Source organism: Rossellomorea aquimaris, assembly GCF_020172085.1.
Classification (GTDB): domain Bacteria; phylum Bacillota; class Bacilli; order Bacillales; family Bacillaceae_B; genus Rossellomorea; species Rossellomorea aquimaris_E.
In genome coordinates, this window is record NZ_JAIVAT010000003.1 from 1,601,171 (window position 1) to 1,621,667 (window position 20,497).

Genomic DNA, 20,497 nt, shown 5'->3' on the forward strand with positions numbered 1-20,497 from the left:
AAGTAAATTCCAATAAATTCCTGGTGAATATACTAGAAACGGTAAAAATACTAAGCAGTATATAAAACTTCACATATAAATGTTGATTATTTCTCCACAGTATATAATGGACAACCGGTCTGTTCTCCTTGAATATCCCTTTTTGAACTTTGCTGCTGAAGAAAAATTGAAATTACGTTTAGAATACATGTCATAAATTTTTGGGGGATGAAATTTTGCATAAGAGAACCATATTAATTATTAGTGCTGATTATAGACAAAGACCTTTTCCTGATTTTCATTACCTTGCTGATGAACTTAATAAGGAAACAAATATTATAATGTGGCGAGAATCCGGAGACATAAAGGAGATTCTAATAAATATTGGCGAAGAACCAGACTTCATCTTAATAAATGATTACGGGGAGAAATTCACTCCGGTAATCACTAATTGTAGATCGACCTCTATCCCTATTGGAGTAATCTTCCATGATCTTCATTACGAAAAGGAAAAGCGAAAAAAAATGATTATGCAAGATGGAATTAAATATATCTTTTCTTACTACAGGGATGCATTCATTCAATTTTACCCTGAATTCCAAAATAAACTTATCTGGCTCCCTCACCACGTAAATACAAACCTATTTAAAGATTATGGACTAGATAAAAGTATTAGCAAATTGTTGATGGGATCTGTTTCCCCAAAAATTTACCCCCTGCGCGCAAAAATCCTTCAAACACTAGAAAATAAGCAAGATTTTATTTACCATGCTCACCCAGGATATAGAAAATTTTCAAAAAAGGAAATGCAAAAGCTATTTATCTATGAAAATTACGCCAGAGAAATAAATCGCGCAAAAATGTTTTTTACATGTGATTCTATATATAAGTATCCTGTTGCTAAGTATTACCAAGTTTTGGCTTGTAACACCCTCTTATTAGCTCCCTCATCTCGGGAGTTAAGAGATTTAGGGTTTATTCCCGGGACGCATTATATTGAAATCAATTCAAAAAACTTCGAGAAAGTATCCAATTATTATGCCAAAAATGAAAAAGAACGTAAAAGAATCGCTGAAAATGGTTATAGGATGGTACATGTAAAACACACAACAAAGGTTCGAGCATCACAATTAATGAAGAGTATTGATTTGATTATAGAATCTGAAAAAAATAAAGGGGAGATAAAATGAATACCTGTATTGGGGTTATGATTCCTACAACTTATGGGAGAGAAGAGGCTTTGGATTGGACAATTGTCCATTTGCTTAATTACCTAAAAAAGCCATTTTCAATTTATCTATATAATGATATAACAGCTCCACTATCAAATAGACTAACAAAGTTAATTAAGAGGAGTAAGAGAAAAGATGTAGATTTTGTAGTCTTAAATGATCGGCAAGAACTAAATTCTGAAAGAGTTGGAGCTGGAGGATCTAGGCACTATTTATTTGAAGCAATGAAAGAAAAACATGACGTCATCATTTCACTTGACGATGATATGCAAATTACACCTAATTGGTATGAGAATATAGAAAAAGCCATGAATTATTTTCCTAATCATAGTGTTTTTTCAACAGGTATGAAGAGACCAAGAGGTGTAAAAAGCATTGTTGGTGCTAATATGGAATTCGAAGGTGATTTGCTGATTAGAAAACAACTTCAAACTATTTATAAAAAGTATCAAATAGCTGACTGGGGGCCACTTGGTTGTCTTGTATTTTGTAGGAAAGCTCTTGAGAAAGATATTAAGTTCCCGAATATTTACACTTTAGATGATGAAGCTTTTTTTCTTGAATTAAAAAAGAGGAATATTAACCAAACGATTGTCGTGACAGATGCGGTGGCGATTCATAGACCAATACCCACTCCTAGTTCAAATCAAAGATCCGACAAGTGGGTTGCTCTCTCTCAACAACATTTAAAAAAGTTTTATCAGATTACTGTAAAACTTAAGAATTAAACATCGAGATTAACAATGTGGAAAAGGAGGCAAAACAAATGGATATCATGATTTCAGCTGTAACTCAAAGAACAGGATCCACGCTAGTACAAAGGATTTTTAACGAAAGAAAACAAACGTTAATTTGGGGAGAACACTTCGGTGTTTTAACTGAATTCAATAAAATTTATAATAATACGACAGCTTTTTACAATCGTCATAAAGGGACTAGAGATATTTATTTCAAACAAGAAGACACAGGTGTTTCAATATCTTGCCTAATGCCTGATATGCCTTATATTGAAAAAGCGATGCAATCTGCTGTCAGAACTTTTATTAATGAACTATATTCAGAAAAAAGAAATTCGTATGATAAAATTGGATTTAAAGAAGTACATTATGGAAGAGAAGAATTGCATTTATTTAGAAAGTGCTTCCCTCAAACACCAATCATATTATTAGTAAGGAATCCGATTGACATCAGAAAAAGCATGAATGGAAAATCATGGTCTAAGAATGAGAATCCATTCAACAAATTTTTGAATGAGTGGAACAACAGATCAAGGGAATATTATGAACTTGCTCAAAAAGATCCAAATATGTACTTATTTAAATATGAGGATATCATTAATAGAAAACCAGCTACCCTCCAACTGTTATCTAAGTTAGGAGATTTATCAATAAATCAGATCACCAATGTATTAGGAAAAAAAATAAGTAGTACTTCAACTGAAATCCCTCAAGCTCAGGAAAAGAAAATCCGTGAAGTTTGTGGTGAAACGATGAAGCTATATGGTTATTAATCAGATTTAGCCCATTAATGAGCACAAACAGTTTCAATAACAATTTTTACTTGCTAGTGAAACCGAACTGCCATTACAATTCGAAGTAAAATAAATTTATCAATTATCGAATAAATGAAACAATGCCATGAATCTCATTTAAGTTCATGGCATTGTTTCATTTGATATGCAAATATAGGTTTCTAGTGAAAGATGTTCATTTTAACTTTAGCAATTGTTATCACTACAGTAATAAATGTTTATCTTTAAGAATGATACTATGATATGAAAAGTTAATGGGAATAAGGATCCAACGAACAATTTGATTTTGATTTAGATGTTGTTTACCTATAAAAATATAAACCTCTTTGTTTCCGCAACCATTTACGCCCACTCTTCTCCCTTAAGGTTATAATTATTTCCATCTATTTCACATTCATTTACTGCTACTCTAATTTCTTAATTAATTTTATCACCGACTAAAGACCAGTTTTTCCATCCATAGATTCTAAACGACATGGGTTATTTCAAATGCTGCCTCTAGGAATATTCTCAATGTTCTTTTCCGCCCTGACATAATAATGAAAGCAGATTGCTCTTCTTTTGATTAGGCTGTTTTCGCAAAGATTGTTGCTATACGCATACAATCTAAGATTTACGATGCTCTGTCAATTAGGTTGTAGTGCAGGAGGGTGAAGGGAACAGTCCCGCTTTCCACGGACGTTCGGCCGAGCCTCCTCAGCAAAAACCGCTTCCGGGGTCTAGGCACGCCCGTTTTCCGTAGGAGTCTACGCAGTTCCCTTCACCCTCTAGAGTAGTAAGTGGTTGACAGAGCATAATGGTTTGTGACCATCAGTTTAAAAAGAGTAAAGGATTTGCAACGAATGAAAAAGCAGTGGCATAAGCAATCTCCACATTTCCTTTGTGATAGTCAAAGTTTTCGTCAGTTTATTGGAGCGGAAGGTGCTCGACTCCTGCGGGAAACGCTGGACAGGACGAAAAGCGAAGGCGGCTTGGTCAGGCCCGACAAGCATAAGGCGAGTCAACCGGAAAGGCGCTCTTTGCCTTTTTGGTTGATTTGACTTATGACCTCGAGGGGCTAGCCGCCATAGCTGGATCTTGAGACCCCGCAGGCGTAGCCGAGGAGGCTCACCGCCAGCCCCGCGGAAAGCGAGCACCTGTAGCGGAAATCAACCGCCACTCGCTACATCCAAAAGCAACAATGTTTACGAAAACAGCCGTTGATTAAGATCTTTATTAGTGTATAGGTATTTGATTATTTTTCTGGTGTGCCCTATCCAAATGGAGTCTGTTACATAAAATAATAGAGAGAATATTTTCATTAAATAAAGGAAGGAGAATGATACTATGATAACTCCACATGGTGGCACCCTTATTAACCGGGTGGCAGAAGGAAAAAACAGAACTCAATGTTTAGAAAAAGCAGAGCATTATTATTCTGTTAAATTGGACTCATGGAGCCTCTCCGATTTAGTTCTAATTTCCATAGGAGCTTTTAGTCCACTAAATGGGTTCATGAAACAAAAAGATTATCTGCAGGTTCTTAAAGATATGAGGCTAAGTAGCGGAGAGATATGGAGTCTCCCTATTACTCTATCTGTTTCACAAGAAATAAAAGATAAGTTGTCCATTGGACAAGTCATTTCTTTAAAGGGCGAAGATGGTGTCATTTATGGCATATTGGAAGTAGAAGAAATCTATGAATACAGTAAAAAAGCCGAAGCATTATTCGTTTATAAAACAACGGATCCCAGTCACCCTGGGGTAAAAAAAGTATATGAAAAAAAAGACTATTATGTAGCCGGCCCCGTTACTTTACTTAATAAACCTGAAAGTATATTCAATAAAGACTTTCAAACTCCACAACAATTAAAACAAACCTTTCAATCACTCGGGTGGAAAACAATTGTAGCATTTCAAACTCGCAACCCAATCCATCGAGCTCACGAATATCTCCAAAAAACAGCACTTGAAAATGTAGATGGTTTACTTATCCACCCTCTTGTCGGCAACACCAAAGCTGATGATATTCCCGCTGAAATCCGGATGAAGAGCTATAAAGTTCTGATGGAGAATTATTACCCTCGAAGTCGAGTGGTTTTGTCAGTCTTCCCTGCTGCAATGAGGTACGCAGGCCCGAGAGAAGCAGTTTTCCACAGCATTGTCCGCAAAAACTTTGGCTGCACCCATTTCATTGTAGGCAGGGATCATGCAGGAGTCGGGGATTATTACGGAACATATGATGCACAAACTATCTTCGACCAATTCCAAAAAGAAGAACTAGGAATTGAAATACTTAAGTTTGAGCATGCATTCTTTTGTATCAAGTGTAATTCAATGGCTACCTCTAAAACATGTCCTCACAACAACGACTTTCACATCCATCTCAGCGGCACCAAAGTTCGAAATATGTTGAAAAATGGACAGGTACCCCCAAAGGAATTTTCAAGGCCAGAAGTGATAGAAGTGCTAGTTACAGAAATGGAAGACAAAGATTTATAGGGTTTGAAAAAGGAGCAAACACCATGATTGAATTTTATTTTGTATCTTTTGTTGTTTTATTTATGCTCTCTTGCCTTGTCCTTGAAATGGGACGTCCTGAATTCATTATTCCATTCACACTTCTTCTATTCATGATTACAGGGATTGTACCGGTTAAAGAAGCAATCAAAGGGTTTTCGAATGAAGGAATGCTCACTATAGGTCTTCTTTTTATTATCGCAGGAACCATTCAAAAGAGCGGATTAGTTGATATGCTCTTCCAAAGATTGTTGGAGAAATCATTTTCAACAAAACATGTATTAACTAGAATCCTCCCCCCTATTTCTCTACTCTCTGGTTTTATCAATAATACGCCTATTGTCATTGCATTCACTCCGATCATTAAGAAATGGTGTGAAGAAAACGGTTTGTCCCCTTCCAAATTCCTCATTCCTTTATCCTATGCAACCATTCTCGGAGGGACGATTACACTGATCGGTACATCTACAAATTTAGTCGTCCATGGACTTCTGTTAGATAAAGGCTTAGAAGGATTTACATTTTTTGAACTTGCAAAGGTTGGGGTCCCCATTACCATATTAGGACTGCTATATCTAATTTTTTTAGGCCCTTATCTTCTTCCGGATCGGAAAAGCAATGCATTGCGAGAGGTTGAAAATCTCAGGAAGTTTACTGGAGAAGTATTAATCACAAAGGATTATCCTTATCTTCATACAACTATAAAAGAAGCCAAGTTAAGGAGTTTAAAAGGAGTATTCCTTGTAAGTATCGTGAGGGATAACCAGACTATAGCCCCCGTTTCCGATGTAACCATTCTTAGAGAAGGTGATCGATTACTATTTTCTGGTGACATTACAACAATTACTGAACTACAACAAACAAAAGGACTTGAACTCCAAAGTTGTATTGGAGATGATTTCCCTAAAAAACATAAATTAGTAGAAGCTGTCATTTCCCACCATTCTCCCCTGTTACACAAAAAAATCAATTCAACAAACTTTAGAAGCAGATATGATGCAGCAGTCATTGCTGTTCATAGGCAAGACCATCGACTAAGAACAAAAATAGGAGACATCATTATAAAACCTGGGGATATATTATTACTAGTTGTCGGCCAGGAGTTTAACAAAAGAATTCAGTCAAATGATTTCTATTTCACGTCTGAACATTCAAGGATTGTCCAATCAATTGAAGATGTACGGTCAGGTTGGTATGCCATTTTATTACTTGGTATGATGATTGCTTTAGTTACTATCGGTTTTATTCCAATGATATCGGCAATGTCGATTATGGTCATGCTTTTTATTTTCTTTAAGATGGTCAGCCCAAGAGAAATCAAAGATTTTATTCAATGGAATGTTCTTCTTATCATATCTAGTTCATTTGGCATTGGTTATGCATTGACCAATTCAGGTGTTGCGTCCTTCATAGCTGATGTATTAATTAAATTGACCGCCCCCTTTGGTGTGTTCGCTGTCATCTTATCTGTTTACCTGCTAACAAATATATTTACAGAGTTGATGACTAACAGTGCAGCGGCTGTCTTGATGTTCCCTATCGTCATTGAATTAGCTTCTACCTTAAAAATCTCACCTACTCCATTGGCGGTTGTTGTGGCTATAGCAGCTTCGGCAAGTTTCGCTACACCGATTGGCTACCAGACAAACTTGATTGTTTACGGTCCCGGAGGTTACAGATTCATAGATTTCCTTAAGGCTGGTCTGCCATTGAATTTAATTACAATGGTTATCACTACTATGCTCATTTATATGTTTTGGATTTAGTTATGGAAGGAGGTGAATATGTTGAGTAAAAAAAACATTATGTGGCATGAAGGGAAAGTGACAAAGCAACACAGAAATTCATTAAACCAACACAAAAGTGTCACACTCTGGTTTACAGGGTTATCCGGCTCTGGAAAATCGACGATTTCAGTAGAACTTGAAAAATCATTGCATGAAATGGGGATCAAAACCTATAGACTGGATGGTGATAATATCCGACACGGTTTAAACAGTGATCTTGGTTTTACAGAGAAAGACAGATATGAGAATATTCGTAGAATCGGTGAGGTTTCTAAATTGATGGTAGATGCTGGACTCATAACGCTAACAGCCTTTATTTCTCCATTCAGAAAGGATCGCAAATACGTAAGATCGCTGATGGAAGATGGAGAATTCGTTGAGGTATACATCCAAGCGAGTATTGAAGCTTGCGAAGAGCGAGACCCCAAAGGTCTCTATAAAAAAGCAAGAGACGGTAAAATCAAAGAATTTACTGGTATTGATTCACCTTATGAAGCTCCTGCTTCTCCGGAAATCCACATTGATACAGAAGCTTTGACAATTCAAGAATCAGTTGAGAAGATTCTTACCTATCTTAAAGACAAACAGTACCTCTGACATTTTCTAAAAAATTCTATCAAGCAAGCCATTTCTAATTCTCAATTGTTAACTGCATAAATAAATATATCAGGTTAACTATTACTTTACTAAAAGAGGTGAAAAAATGTTAGATAAAGTTAAAAAAATTGCTATTAGTGCTGGAAATGAAATTCTGACCGTTTATAAAAAGGATTTCCACATTGAACTAAAAAATGATGAATCTCCTTTGACTACTGCCGATCGACTCTCCCAGAATTTCATTCAAAAAGAGTTATCTGCATATTGGGATGACATACCTATATTAAGTGAAGAGGGAACGTCCATTCCCTACCATGAACGTTCCAAATGGGAAACATTTTGGCTGGTAGACCCTTTAGATGGTACTAAAGAATTCATAAAAAAAAATGATGAATTTACGGTAAACATTGCCCTTATTCATAAAGGCCATCCTATACTAGGCGTCATTTATGCCCCTGCTTTAGACATTCTTTATTTTGCAAAGAAGAACAAAGGGGCATTCAAACAAATAAGAGCACAGAGGTCTGTAGATCCCCCGGTACGCCTTCAAACTGATTCAGAAAGTAAACACAAAAGCGTTGTTATCAGTCGTTCACATATGTCAAAAGAAACAAATTCTTTTATCAGGGACCTTGAAAAAAGAGAAGGAGAACTAAAATTCTCTCCAATTGGAAGTTCCTTGAAGTTTTGTCTAGTTGCAGAAGGAGTGGCACATTATTATCCGCGACTTGCTCCAACTATGGAGTGGGATACTGCAGCAGGACAAATAATCGTAGAAGAGGCAGGAGGGTCTGTTTTGGTTCATGAAACTAACTCAAAGCTTTTGTATAATAAAATTCACCTTACCAATCCACCTTTTGTTTGTGAATTTTAAAAGTTTCACATTACACTTTCATCTCTTTTAAAATTTGGAAATCACTCGTTTTCACATTTTATCTAATGGCCTCCTGGGAGAGGATATTACTTTTAACTCCTATTCTATTTTTTAAACAATTCAAAATGTGGTTCTATACAAACAACAAACAAGGACAATGATTAATTGTCCTTGTCCTATTTCCTGATAAGATACATAAAACCCGTTAAGCTATAATTCAGACTTAACGGATAATGAGAAACTATTATTTATTATTTAATTCAAACCTCCAAGAGTCCTCGCACATTGATCGTATGCTACGATTAGCTCTCCAGCCAAGCTCACGGCTTGCTTTTGTTACATCAGCATAACAAGCAGCGATATCACCATGCCTGCGGCTAACTATTTCATACGGTATTTTAATGTTATTAGCTTCTTCAAAAGCTCTCACTAACTCTATGACACTTGTCCCTTTTCCTGTCCCCAAATTATAAACTTGAACACCTTCCTTCAAATATCTTAAGGCTGCCACATGTCCCTCTGCAAGGTCCATTACATGTATATAGTCTCTTATTCCTGTTCCGTCAAATGTTGAGTAGTCATCTCCAAAAATTCTAAGTTTATCAAGTTTCCCAACTGCTACTTGAGTTATATAGGGCATTAAATTATTAGGGTTACCATTTGGTACCTCACCAATTAACCCACTTTCATGTGCTCCAACTGGGTTAAAATATCGGAGAATAGCAACTGAAAATCCTGGAATTTCTTTCGCTACATCGGTAAGAATTCTCTCGCTAATTACTTTTGATTCACCGTAAGGATTTGTGGTTGGCATTAGATTCATATTTTCGAAGAATGGAACTTGATTTTCACCATAGACTGTAGCTGAAGAACTAAAGACAAACCGTTTCACTCCATATTTTTCACATACTTTAGCAAGAATTATAGTACTTACAATGTTGTTATAATAATAGATAAGAGGAATTTTTTGTGATTCTCCGACAGCCTTTAGACCGGCGAAATGAATGATACCATCTATAGAATGCTTCTCAAAAAGTTCTTCCACATCATGTTCATTTGTCACATCAATCTTATAAAAAATTATTTCTTTATTGGTTATCTTCATAACTCTTTTTAAGGTTTCAATTTTACTATTACAAAGATTATCTGCAACTATTACTGAATATCCAGCTTCCAATAAAGAAATACAGGTGTGTGATCCAATATAACCTGCACCTCCAGTAACGAGTATATTCAATACTCATTCTACCTCCTTCTTTGATAATGTAATTTTATTCATTAAATCCTATAATTGGTTGAGTCTTACCGAAATATGCGAGTTTCTTGGTTCCTACTATCCATTCTCTAAAAGCAAAAAGTGGTGACCTGAAAGAATACTTCTAGTTTCTTTTTTTCACACTCTAAAAACCTTTGTAACTACTTGAAAATGTATAAAGAAATTAGTACATATCTTGCAGAATATTGTAAGCATATTGGGCATAAGGTATATGAAGTGCTAACCATGAGTGTTTGAGGAGGGAGTAAATGGATAAAGTATCACTACTTTTCCCATTTAAAACGGATAAGGGGCATAGGGAAAAAATTTTCGAATGGGTTCGAAAATATTATAAATATTACTTCCCCAACTTTGAACAATGTATTGGTATTTCACGTAGTCAAGATTTTTCCAGAGCACAAGCGATTAATAATGCAGCTCAATCAGCCTCAGGTGAAATACTCATCATTCATGACTGTGATATAATCTGTTCACCAAAATCCATAATGGACTCATTAGTATTAATTAGAAAAAAGCCCTGGGTCATTCCGTATTCCAAAGTATTTGACATGTCGAAGAGGGATACTGATTTTTTTATTAATTATCCTGCGAGATGGCCAGTGAAAGGCACTTACGAATACTCTGAAAGGTTAAACGGTAAGTTTCCTACTGTAGGTGGAGTAAATGTTATCAGTAAAATATCCTTTACTAAAGTTAAAGGATTTGATGAAAGATTTATTGGGTGGGGTGGGGAAGACGATGCATTCGCATATACGGTAGACCACCTATGCGGAAATCATTCAAGACTAGACTCTGAGATCATTCATTTATGGCACCCCCGTTCTGAGCCAGTTAACAATATGAATTATCAAAGAAACTTACTTCTACTAAAAAGTTATCAGCAATGTAAAAATAATAATGATTTAATAAGAATATTATCGAAACGATGAAATGAATATTGAGATTTGACTATTAGAAGAGAGTCATTTTTTTAAAATAACTCTCCTTGAGCAACCTTAACCTCTGAAACAGACCCTTCCGCTATTTTGTAACACTTTACCACAGCTCTTGACAGGCTAATTGAAATAATAAAGTAGTGGATTTCGGAATCAGGAGCAAATAAGATATCATCTTTTGAGGGAATAGCTATCCCATTTGGATGAGAATGATAAACCGCGATTAAATCTTCATTCCTTTTATTTATTTCGTTTACAATCTTACTTTCTTCATTTATATCAATGGCAAAAGTAAAAGGGCTTGGGTTTACATTAGTAGTTGGCCAAATTTTAGAACAAATATTATTTTTCCCTGAAATAAATCCACATGCTTCATTAGGTAGTTCTTTTTTACAACTCCTTATTAAATATTCCCTTAACTCGTTTGAAAGAATGATTGAATCTTTAGGCGTTGCACCCACAGCCTTTAAATTTAAACTTCGTGCGCTTTGTTTCCATTTGTTTTCTTTGTTCTTTTTTAGTCCCAATGGGTGTGCTTTTTGACTGCTTGTATATTTTATTTAGATCTTTCGACTGCATCTTCTTCCCCCCTTTCAATTTCATCGAATGTATTTATTCGGGTTAAAAATGGTTCTCTTTGATTCAGAAGACATAGGGATATTTCCATATTCTTCGAATTGGGTATTTACCTGAGGAGTTTGTTTCTTTTGTTGTTTCATTTTGTTATATAAGTCATTTTTTTTATTCGATTGGGATTTGAGATCTTGACGAAGTTTTACAAGTTCCTGTTCCAATTCGATTTCCCTTTGATTTTTTTCGCTTTGCTTCGCCTTATTTTGTTCATCAAATAAGTCCATCTGTCTTTCAAAATGTGATTCTCTTTGTTTGAAATCCTCAATTTGACTCTTCAATGCATGGAGTTCTTCCTCATAATGTTCCTCGATTTTTTTTAGCTCAGCATGCAAATCACTCGTTTTTTGTAAAAAATTTTGAGTGATTTCCTCTCTCGTATTGTCCATATTCAATGTTTCCTTGACTTCATTAAATTTGGAGGAATAAGAGACTAATTGTTCTTCAATCAGATCAAGCTTTTTCAGAATTTCAGGATGATTATTTTCTTCTTTCCCCCATAGAAATTTCCACATTTTTGAATACCACCTTTCATTTTTACCCACCGTGTATTGTTTTCGTTGCTTCCTTAACCACTCAAGTTGTGTAGAGAAAGTATTTGAGTATTCCTCAACCTCAATAGACATATTACCCTTTGGAAAAAAGCACCTATTTGCTTCAACCAACAAAGATATTGCATCATTCTTAATTTTTTCGAGTAATGTTTTTTTGTGATTTTCAATGCTTTCATAAATTACTCTTATCTCAGGGATGGGAGAAGGAAATGTATGATCAGAAACTTCCCAAGAATCCCCTTGAGAGTTGCCTTCATCAATATCATATCGGGTTGCTGTTGCTAAGCTGATCTCCTTCAAGTCATCTTGTAACGATTCTATTTTTAGTTCATTCTGCAACTGAATATTTAGCTCATGCTTCACTTTAAGATTTTGAAGTAAATATTCAATCTGTTCCGTCAACAACTGAATGGTATGATGATTCTCAGCAATTTCTAATTGATATACCTTATGCTTTGACCGTTCCCTGGACAATTCCTCTGACACTCTTCTTATCCTGTTTGAATAATGATTATAAAGCGACTCAAGCTCTTCAGAGATCAAATGAATATCTTTTAATACTCCCGGAATTTCTTGTGACTTACTCTCCTCCTCATTCATCTTATTCATCACCTCCATTTAGTTTTTTTTATTATCTTATGTAAGGTTTGTATACATGTTAAAAAAAAGGAGAGAGTTACCTCTCTCCCAGATTTAATTATTCATCAATTCCACCAAGTAAGTCTGCAAATGTATCACATTCACTGAATTCTACCAATGCTTCTACTACTCCACTGTCAAAGACTACTACATTAGCAGTATTTCTTAAGATTAAGCGGAATCCTTCAGAGACTGGACCTAATAATTCTGTGAAGATTTGTAATTCGTAGAACATCTGTTCAGGAACACCATCAAAATAGCGAATTCCTTCTCCTACTGCTGTTAGTGAAAACACATCGCAAGTAACGTTGTCGATTGAAGATGGATCGAAACTAAAGCTGAAGTCAGGTTGGAAACCTGTTGCAGTCGGAGCTGGAGTCGGACCTACTTCAGTATCGGTGAAGGAGTAAGACCATGTGCTGTCTGCAAGAGAGCATTCTTGACAAATTTCTGCTCTTAAAGTGGATAGACCTGTTACCATGTCTGCTGATGTACCAGAACCGATTGTTGCAATAGTATCTTCATTTCTTGCTAGAGCAGTTGCCTGGCATTCACAGTTATCAACCGGGAATAATCCTGGACATTGACGAGGGAACTCAAGCAGGCTTAGGTCACATTTTAGTTTTTCCTCACGTACTGGAATATTGTTCGGACGTGGGAAGCAGAATTTCGCCAAAACTTCAAGTTTAACTGGATACTCAACCTGAATATCTTTACATAGTACAACTTTCAATGGGATCATTGGTCCAAATGGATCTGGGCCCATTAATACTCCCATATTAGAAGTAGCAATAACCTGAGTAGCTCTGATGTTTAAGTTGTCGTTTGTAATACCGACAGGTACACAAAGCATGATTTCGTCTGTGAACTGAGTACGAATTGTAAATGAACACTCAGCTACTCCATCAATCAGGATCGTAACATCTACAGGTACTGTCCAGACAATAAGGACTTTCCCAGGGTTACCATTTTCAATGATGGAAGCTGATACGCTGACGTCAGACGGATCTACAGGGGCAGTTTGCACCTCTACTCGTTGACCAGCTGCTAAAGCTGCACTAACTGCCGCACGACATGCTTCATCTGGAATAAAGTTCTTGTTCTCATACTTATTTGCGAAGAACACCCAGTCATAAACTTTATCTACGAAGATACATTCCGGTGCTAAATCATTGGGATCCAAAGGTATACCCGTTGGTGTTGGTGTAGGAGTCTGGGAACCCCTAATTTGTTTACGCTTCTTCAAACAAATCTTCCTTTCTTTTAATGAATATTTATATCACACTATATCCTATGGACGAGAACGAAATTGGTATAGAGTAAACACCTATTTATTCAAAAAAAAATTAATAGGCATTTGATAGTTTATTGAAAATCATCAAAAAATAGGCTGATTCTATAGACATTTGTCAGTACATCATCTTTTAAACCGACATATCATATACCATAAGAAAGGAGGAATTGTGAAGAATCTTAATAAACACGTAACATTTTTTAATTATTAATAAATGAAAAATTAATATATATTTAGTTTCAAATCATAATGTTTCGCTGCTTCCTTTAAATGAATATTACGAACGTGAACGATTATCCTATCATTGCAATGATATTAATTATAAATATAAAAGCCATGTAAACGCTGGGAAGTTTACATGGCTTCTTTCATGGACAAATACCGTTCATCCCGATACTGACATATACATATTAATAGCAAACTGCCGAAAGGAGTAAATAAGCATGAGACAACTTTCTCCCATACAGCTTCAGCAGCAAATCATTCATTACAAATCGGAAATGGAGAAGTACAAAATAAAATGTAAATCATTAGAAAACGAATATCTTTCAAAGAAATACTTCTCTCTTCAAAAAGAAAATGAACATTTACGCAGTCAAATTGAATCCTATCTTCAACAGGTTGAAAGCAAAGATTCAGAAAAACAGCGCGAATCCTCAAAATACCAAGCCCTCCTTAAAGGACAGGAAAGGGAAGTACAAAAGCTTCGCTACCTTCTGAATCAGGTTAAAGAGCAGCTTCGTAAATATATTCAATCTCATGTAGCCGATTCAAAAAAACAAATGGAACAACTTTTAGAATTAAAGGAATCCCTTGAACAAAAAATCGTTTCAAATCAAATTGAAAATAGTTTCCTATTAAAAGAGAATGATTCTCTATTCAAAGCTAATCAAGTGTTGGAGATACGATTATATAGAAGAGAAATCTTATTATGGGAGCTTGAAACCCTATTGACGGAAATAAATGAGGAAGCGGCATCTCAGAATCAGCATATTGAGATGGGCTTTGCTGAAGATGAAAAAGTTCGCATCATGAATGCCAATGAATGTTTAAAAAAACGCATTTATTCTAATGAGATAGAATTATTTGAATCGGATAATCTTCTTACTGAATCCAAGATATATTATGAGTTTGTCATTGAGCATCAAAAGGAACAACTTGAACACGCACTCATCATTCAACAAGATAAAGATGCATCCATTCAACAACTCCAGGAAGAACTAAGGAGGCTTAAGGGAGATAATAATTTATATACTCAGACCCTCAAACAGTTACGAATGAATATCAAAAATATGAAGGATGCGGACTCAGTTCTCGATGATATAGAATCCATCTCATCAAAAGATACTCTAAAAAAGTATGAAAATACCATCCATCATCTTCAATTCACCAATGCTGTTCTGGTTGAAGAAATCAATAAACTAAAAAACAAACCGGGCTTCTGAAAAGAAGTCCGGTTTCTACCATTACATAAACTCTTTCACTAATTCATCAAACTTATGTTGATCTAACCTTAAATCATGCGTGCTAAGGGGTTCTTCCGAGTAACCCGCCACAAGGTCCTGGTATGACGCTTGTTGTTTGTTTTGATAAATCAAACCGGTCACAAGCCCATCCTTCTCCATTAGCGTATTCATTGCCTGTTCACGATTAGAAGGATCATACCCTTCAACATCGGAAAGTTTAGTAAGGTTCTCTTTAAACCAATCGTACGTATTGATTTTATTATACGTTACACAAGGACTGAACACATTGATAAGGGAGAAACCTTTATGATTAAGTCCCGCTTCAATTAACGCTGTGAGTTCTTTTAAGTCAGATGAGAAACTTTGTGCTACAAAGGTTGCACCTGCTGTTAATGCCATTTCCATTGGAGCAAGAGCCGGCTCGATCGATCCCTCTGGCGTAGACTTCGTTTTAAAACCGGAGGATGAACGAGGAGACGTCTGCCCTTTAGTTAATCCATAAATCTGATTGTCCATGACGATGTACGTCACATCGACATTACGGCGGATCGCATGGATTGTATGTCCAAGACCAATGGCAAATCCGTCACCATCGCCTCCTGAAGCGATAACTGTTAAATCCTTATTTGCCATTTTCAATCCTTGGGCAATCGGAAGCGATCGACCATGGATCCCATGGAAACCATATGAGTTAATATATCCGGATATCCGTCCGGAGCAGCCGATACCGGATACAACAGCTAACTGTTCCGGGTCAAGACCTACGTTGGCGGATGCCCGCTGAATGGCAGCTTGTACTGAGAAGTCACCGCATCCAGGACACCAGTTTGGTTTAACGTTATTTCTGAAATCTTTAAAGGTAGCCATGGATTAGTTCAACTCCTTACATCTTGAATGAATTTCGTTTGGCAAGTATGGCGTTCCATCATACTTTGTCATTTTAACAATTTTATTCCCGTATCCCACATTCATTTTAATAATGCTGGCCAGTTGACCGGTAGCATTATTCTCAATCACGACCACTTTCTTCGCAGATTGCATCAGTGGTTCTAATTCCGTAGCCGGGAAAGGATGAATTAAGCGGACGTGTGCATGGTTCACTTTCAATCCATCAGATTCCAAGCGACTCATCGCTTCTTCAATCACTCCACGTGTAGAGTTGAATCCGACTAATAGTAAGTCGGCCTCTTCATGAGGTGCATGGGTATGAATCGGATTCTGGAATTTGATCTTCTCAAGTTTACGCATACGTTTATCCATTTGGGCCTGCCTGTTCACAGGGGATTCAGATGGCTTTCCAGTTTCGTCATGCTCTACCCCCGTCACATGATGAATCCCGTTTTTCATTCCTGGGATTACACGGGGGGATACTCCATCTTCTGTTACTTCATAGCGCTTGTAATATTTTTTCGGTTCTAATTCTTCTAATTCAGACTCATTTGCAGCAAGCTTTCCTCTGCGAATCTCCACTTTACTGTAATCAAGTGGTTCCACCGTTTGTTTCCCCAGGGAAAGCTGGAGATCTGATAGAATGATGACCGGACATTGATATTCTTCCGCCAGGTTAAAGGCTTCAACAGTATCATAGAATGCTTCCTGGACGGTGCTTGGAGCCAGGACGATCTTAGGGATTTCTCCATGTGTACCATAAATCATCGCCATCAAATCGGACTGTTCCTGTTTGGTCGGCAGACCCGTAGATGGTCCCCCACGCTGAGTATCCACAACCACAAGCGGCTGTTCTGTCATTCCGGATAAACCTATTGCTTCCATCATGAGAGAAAGCCCTGGACCGGCTGAAGCCGTGAACGAACGGATTCCTCCGTAATTCGCTCCAATAGCCATTGTGGCCGCTGCAATCTCATCCTCCGTCTGAATGACGGTTCCACCAACCATTGGCAGTTTCTTAATAAGGTACTCCATGATTTCAGAAGCCGGCGTGATTGGGTAGGCCGCCATCAAACGGACGCCCCCCGCCAATGCACCAAGCGCAATGGCGTCGTTCCCAATCATAAACATACGTTTATTCCCGTCTGCTTCTTTCAATTGCAGGGAACCTACTCTATCTCCGAGTTCTACTTTCATCGCCTCGAACCCCTGCTTAATGGCTTCCATGTTTTTCTCAACTACGGTTTCACCCTTGCGACCGAAGATTTCTTCCACTACTTCCTTAAAAACATCCGGATCGAGATTAAGTACTGCACATGTCGCACCTACTGCCACCATGTTCTTCATGAGGGAAGTTCCCAGCTCCGTTGCCAATGCAGTGAATGGAACAATATAGAGAGAGGCGTCTGTATCTTCAGGTTTCTCTGGTTTGAACTTTGCATCGGCTATTATGACGCCGTCGCTATGTAATTCCTTATAATTCACATCAATCGTTTCTTGGTCAAATGCCACCAGAATATCTAGATCGTCAGCGATCGCTCTTACTTGAGTGGTGCTTACACGAATTTTATTGTTTGTATGTCCACCCTTAATACGGGAGGAGAAATGGCGATAACCATATAAGAAGTACCCTAAGCGGTTGAGGGCCATGGAGAAGATTTCACCTGTACTCTCGATACCTTCACCCTGCTGGCCTCCAACTTTCCATGAAAGTTGTTCCTTCATTTATTACACCCCTTCAATCAATATTTGCAACATCTATTACGGAAGCATATTCTCTTAACTAGGATCATTCATCTATTTCTGTTGCATCATTTACATTTCATTTACTCTATCAGTTTATCACTTTTCCATTTAAATCACTACTGAATTGAAGAGATTATGGATGTTAACTAGTTCATGGACATAAATAAACCACTAAAGGCGTTCCTTTAAGTGGCTGTTCCCAATATCAATCTGGCAATTTCCCAATAAAGTTTTCGTATAGGAATTTCTTTACTTGCTTATCACTATAGTAACGTAGAAGTGTATTGATTAAGTTATCATATTGGATATATGAGGATAGTCCCTGGACGGTTTCTGTAATTCCATCGAAATCGGATCCAAACCCGATATGATCTTCTCCTCCCAGACTGCATACATGTTCAATATGCCTGATCACATCAGAGATTTCCGCTGTACCCTTCTTGTTTAAAAATGGCGGAACAAAGGTAATTCCCATAACGCTGTCTTTTTTGATGATAGCCTGTATTTGTTCATTTCTTAAGTTTCTTGGATTAGGGCAGATCGAGTATGCGTTTGAGTGGGAGGCTATCGGATAATCAGCCGTATCTATCACATCCCAGAATGCTTTCTCGCATAGATGGGAGACATCTGTCCAAAGTTTTTTCTCGTTAAGAAACGAGACGATATCACAGCCAAAGTTGGTCAACCCGCCTCCCCTTGGTTCAAGTGCACCATCAGCCGCTGCGTTAGCCCAATTCCATGTTAAACCTACGGAACGAACTCCCAGTCTATACAAGATTTCAAGCTTTGTGAGATCCTCCTCCACTGCCTCTGCACCTTCGAGTGTGAGCATGGCTCCTATTTCATCTTCCTTAAGAATCTCTACATCTTTTTTTGTGGTAACTAATTTCAACTTAGGGTTCGGCTTAAGGATTTGATTATAAAACATGTTCACCATCTCAAGCGCTGCTTGAAAACGTTGTCCCGGTTTGAGATCGGATGGGATGTAAATGGCAAACAACTGAACCTTGCTTCTCCCTTGAAGGAGTTGAGGATACGTAATATGTAAGGAACCTTTGGATTGAAATGCTCCTGTTCCTGGTTCTAAATACAGTTTCAATAAAACATCACAGTGGGCATCAAAAATCATATTGTTCGTCCTTCCAGTGTAAAATAGGTTATTTTTATAGATTAAAGGCTGTCCATTAAAGAGTCCTCTTTAATGAACAGCCTATGGTTTATTATCTTGGCTCTACGATTAACTTTATCGCCGTACGTTCTTCCCCATCAATCAGAATATCCGTAAATGCCGGGATACATATTAAATCCAAACCACTGGGAGCCACAAATCCTCTGGCAATGGCAACTGCTTTAACGGCTTGATTTAATGCACCTGCACCAATTGCCTGAATCTCTGCTCCCCCTCTCTCACGAAGAACACCGGCGAGTGCACCAGCTACAGAATTAGGATTAGATTTTGCTGAAACTTTTAATATTTCCATTCCTTTTCCTCCTTGTCATTTCCCCCATACCGTATGTCCGTGGTAAAGAACAAATTTGGTATAAATGATTCCACTGATACTATATTCAGGAAATGGACAAATCATTCCGGGAACACTGAAAAAGGAAGGAAAACATTTAATATTCTGCCATAAACGGATGGTCTTCGTTAATCAGGATACGCTCAATTTTTTTTGCTTTACCAGATTTTTGATCAATGTCGATTAAGCATGCGCTAAGGATTTTACGCCCTGCTTTCGGAACTTCAAAGCGAACGGGTAAACTTGTCTGAAATCTTCTTATAACTGAGTCTTTATTCATTCCCAGTACTTCATCATATGGCCCAGTCATCCCAACATCACACATAAAGGCAGTCCCACCAGGTAGAATACGGTTGTCTGCCGTCTGAACATGAGTATGGGTCCCAATCACCGCAGATACACGACCATCCAAGAACCATCCTACCGCCTGCTTCTCACTTGTTGCCTCTGCATGAAAATCAACGAAAATGACGGATGTTCTCTTCCTGGCTTCATCCACCAGTTCATCAAGTGCTTTGAACGGATCATCCAAAGGAGGCATAAACGTCCTTCCTTGAGCATTGATGACCGCAACCTCCTTACCATACACTTCTGCAAACACTAAACCTTTACCTGGCGTACCTTCAGGGAAATTTGCCGGTCGCACCATTTGTTTAGAGGTATCGATGAAGTCGAAAATATCTTTATTATCCCAAGTATGATTACCCAGAGTCACCATATTGGCACCATCTTGTAAAAACTGTTTATAAATCTTCTCCGTTATCCCTCTACCTGAAGCAGCATTTTCCCCATTAACGATCGTGAAATCCGGTGAATGCTTTTTCTTTAACTTCGGCAGGTATTCTGTAATCATTTCCCTGCCCATTGAGCCGACAACGTCTCCTACAAATAATATTTTCATGAAAATTCCCTTCTTCTTATGTATTCTTGACTATATTGTAACACAAATAACTTCCTGTCTATTCATCCGGAAATTATCATCTTCTACTGTTTTCCTAAACAAGAGGGACACAAACAAAAAAGCTGACTCGAAAAGGGATATCCCTTTTC

18 protein-coding genes are annotated in these 20,497 nt (G+C 37.4%); 9 read left to right on the forward strand and 9 right to left on the reverse strand.

The window, feature by feature from the left end:
* Positions 1–215: 215 nt before the first annotated feature.
* The 7 genes from LCL96_RS09015 to cysQ all read left to right on the forward strand — a co-directional run bounded on the left by LCL96_RS09015 (position 216) and on the right by cysQ (position 8,499).
* On the forward strand, positions 216–1,169 hold the full coding sequence (locus tag LCL96_RS09015) for a glycosyltransferase (RefSeq protein WP_224941055.1): 954 nt from the start codon (positions 216–218) through the stop codon (positions 1,167–1,169).
* Positions 1,166–1,939 carry a glycosyltransferase gene (locus tag LCL96_RS09020; RefSeq protein ID WP_224941056.1) on the forward strand — a complete coding sequence of 258 codons (774 nt, stop codon included), beginning with the start codon at positions 1,166–1,168 and terminating at the stop codon, positions 1,937–1,939. Before LCL96_RS09015 ends, LCL96_RS09020 begins: the two co-directional genes overlap by 4 nt.
* Before the next feature lie 38 nt (positions 1,940–1,977).
* Positions 1,978–2,721 (forward strand): sulfotransferase, encoded by a 744-nt coding sequence (locus LCL96_RS09025; protein WP_224941057.1) that lies wholly within the window; start codon positions 1,978–1,980, stop codon positions 2,719–2,721.
* 1,347 nt (positions 2,722–4,068) lie between these two features.
* Positions 4,069–5,223, forward strand: a complete 1,155-nt coding sequence (gene sat / locus LCL96_RS09030) for a sulfate adenylyltransferase (RefSeq protein ID WP_224941058.1) — start codon at positions 4,069–4,071, stop codon at positions 5,221–5,223.
* A gap of 23 nt (positions 5,224–5,246) precedes the next feature.
* Positions 5,247–7,007: an SLC13 family permease gene (locus LCL96_RS09035; protein ID WP_224941059.1), complete on the forward strand. Its 1,761-nt coding sequence runs from the start codon at positions 5,247–5,249 to the stop codon at positions 7,005–7,007.
* An 18-nt stretch (positions 7,008–7,025) separates the two neighbouring features.
* A complete protein-coding gene (gene cysC, locus LCL96_RS09040; RefSeq protein WP_224941060.1) occupies positions 7,026–7,625 on the forward strand; it encodes an adenylyl-sulfate kinase in 600 nt (199 codons plus the stop codon).
* Between the two features lie 106 nt (positions 7,626–7,731).
* A complete protein-coding gene (cysQ, locus tag LCL96_RS09045) occupies positions 7,732–8,499 on the forward strand; it encodes a 3'(2'),5'-bisphosphate nucleotidase CysQ (RefSeq protein WP_224941061.1) in 768 nt (255 codons plus the stop codon).
* 244 nt (positions 8,500–8,743) lie between these two features.
* On the opposite strand, the gene galE is transcribed toward cysQ, so the two are convergent.
* Positions 8,744–9,736, reverse strand: a complete 993-nt coding sequence (gene galE, locus LCL96_RS09050; RefSeq protein ID WP_224941062.1) for a UDP-glucose 4-epimerase GalE — start codon at positions 9,734–9,736, stop codon at positions 8,744–8,746.
* A gap of 287 nt (positions 9,737–10,023) precedes the next feature.
* Between galE and LCL96_RS09055 the strand changes: the two genes are divergently transcribed.
* Complete coding sequence (locus LCL96_RS09055; RefSeq protein ID WP_224941063.1) at positions 10,024–10,704, forward strand: glycosyltransferase family 2 protein; 681 nt, start codon at positions 10,024–10,026, stop codon at positions 10,702–10,704.
* A gap of 41 nt (positions 10,705–10,745) precedes the next feature.
* Here LCL96_RS09055 and LCL96_RS09060 read toward each other — a convergent pair whose 3' ends face one another.
* The 3 genes from LCL96_RS09060 to LCL96_RS09070 all read right to left on the reverse strand — a co-directional run bounded on the left by LCL96_RS09060 (position 10,746) and on the right by LCL96_RS09070 (position 13,779).
* Entirely contained in the window at positions 10,746–11,237 is a 492-nt protein-coding gene (locus tag LCL96_RS09060; protein ID WP_224941064.1) for a M67 family metallopeptidase, read from the reverse strand.
* Between the two features lie 72 nt (positions 11,238–11,309).
* Positions 11,310–12,494, reverse strand: a complete 1,185-nt coding sequence (locus LCL96_RS09065) for a coiled-coil domain-containing protein (RefSeq protein WP_224941065.1) — start codon at positions 12,492–12,494, stop codon at positions 11,310–11,312.
* 97 nt (positions 12,495–12,591) lie between these two features.
* The gene (locus tag LCL96_RS09070) at positions 12,592–13,779 is read right to left on the reverse strand and encodes a hypothetical protein (protein WP_224941066.1); all 1,188 of its coding nucleotides are present in this window, start codon (positions 13,777–13,779) and stop codon (positions 12,592–12,594) included.
* A gap of 491 nt (positions 13,780–14,270) precedes the next feature.
* Here LCL96_RS09070 and LCL96_RS09075 point away from each other — a divergent pair, with 491 nt between their 5' ends.
* Entirely contained in the window at positions 14,271–15,272 is a 1,002-nt protein-coding gene (locus tag LCL96_RS09075) for a hypothetical protein (RefSeq protein WP_224941067.1), read from the forward strand.
* 21 nt (positions 15,273–15,293) lie between these two features.
* Here LCL96_RS09075 and LCL96_RS09080 read toward each other — a convergent pair whose 3' ends face one another.
* From LCL96_RS09080 to LCL96_RS09100, 5 genes are all read right to left on the reverse strand, one after another.
* On the reverse strand, positions 15,294–16,160 hold the full coding sequence (locus tag LCL96_RS09080; RefSeq protein ID WP_224941068.1) for a 2-oxoacid:ferredoxin oxidoreductase subunit beta: 867 nt from the start codon (positions 16,158–16,160) through the stop codon (positions 15,294–15,296).
* 3 nt (positions 16,161–16,163) lie between these two features.
* Entirely contained in the window at positions 16,164–17,906 is a 1,743-nt protein-coding gene (locus tag LCL96_RS09085; RefSeq protein ID WP_224941069.1) for a 2-oxoacid:acceptor oxidoreductase subunit alpha, read from the reverse strand.
* Positions 17,907–18,132: 226 nt separating this feature from the next.
* Positions 18,133–19,056 carry a dipeptidase gene (locus LCL96_RS09090; RefSeq protein ID WP_224941070.1) on the reverse strand — a complete coding sequence of 308 codons (924 nt, stop codon included), beginning with the start codon at positions 19,054–19,056 and terminating at the stop codon, positions 18,133–18,135.
* A gap of 91 nt (positions 19,057–19,147) precedes the next feature.
* Positions 19,148–19,408 (reverse strand): stage V sporulation protein SpoVS, encoded by a 261-nt coding sequence (spoVS, locus tag LCL96_RS09095; RefSeq protein ID WP_034760060.1) that lies wholly within the window; start codon positions 19,406–19,408, stop codon positions 19,148–19,150.
* A gap of 136 nt (positions 19,409–19,544) precedes the next feature.
* Entirely contained in the window at positions 19,545–20,348 is an 804-nt protein-coding gene (locus LCL96_RS09100; protein WP_224941071.1) for a TIGR00282 family metallophosphoesterase, read from the reverse strand.
* Between the last annotated feature and the right edge of the window lie 149 nt (positions 20,349–20,497).

Excerpts from the sequence above, each read along its gene's own strand:
- LCL96_RS09020 (WP_224941056.1), top strand. The coding sequence starts at position 1,166 with ATGAATACCTGTATTGGGGTTATGATTCCTACAACTTATGGGAGAGAA.
- LCL96_RS09025 (WP_224941057.1), top strand. The coding sequence starts at position 1,978 with ATGGATATCATGATTTCAGCTGTAACTCAAAGAACAGGATCCACGCTA.
- sat (WP_224941058.1), top strand. The coding sequence starts at position 4,069 with ATGATAACTCCACATGGTGGCACCCTTATTAACCGGGTGGCAGAAGGA.
- LCL96_RS09035 (WP_224941059.1), top strand. The coding sequence starts at position 5,247 with ATGATTGAATTTTATTTTGTATCTTTTGTTGTTTTATTTATGCTCTCT.
- cysC (WP_224941060.1), top strand. The coding sequence starts at position 7,026 with ATGTTGAGTAAAAAAAACATTATGTGGCATGAAGGGAAAGTGACAAAG.
- cysQ (WP_224941061.1), top strand. The coding sequence starts at position 7,732 with ATGTTAGATAAAGTTAAAAAAATTGCTATTAGTGCTGGAAATGAAATT.
- LCL96_RS09055 (WP_224941063.1), top strand. The coding sequence starts at position 10,024 with ATGGATAAAGTATCACTACTTTTCCCATTTAAAACGGATAAGGGGCAT.
- LCL96_RS09065 (WP_224941065.1), bottom strand. The coding sequence starts at position 12,494 with ATGAATGAGGAGGAGAGTAAGTCACAAGAAATTCCGGGAGTATTAAAA.
- LCL96_RS09075 (WP_224941067.1), top strand. The coding sequence starts at position 14,271 with ATGAGACAACTTTCTCCCATACAGCTTCAGCAGCAAATCATTCATTAC.
- LCL96_RS09080 (WP_224941068.1), bottom strand. The coding sequence starts at position 16,160 with ATGGCTACCTTTAAAGATTTCAGAAATAACGTTAAACCAAACTGGTGT.
- LCL96_RS09085 (WP_224941069.1), bottom strand. The coding sequence starts at position 17,906 with ATGAAGGAACAACTTTCATGGAAAGTTGGAGGCCAGCAGGGTGAAGGT.
- LCL96_RS09090 (WP_224941070.1), bottom strand. The coding sequence starts at position 19,056 with ATGATTTTTGATGCCCACTGTGATGTTTTATTGAAACTGTATTTAGAA.
- spoVS (WP_034760060.1), bottom strand. The coding sequence starts at position 19,408 with ATGGAAATATTAAAAGTTTCAGCAAAATCTAATCCTAATTCTGTAGCT.
- LCL96_RS09100 (WP_224941071.1), bottom strand. The coding sequence starts at position 20,348 with ATGAAAATATTATTTGTAGGAGACGTTGTCGGCTCAATGGGCAGGGAA.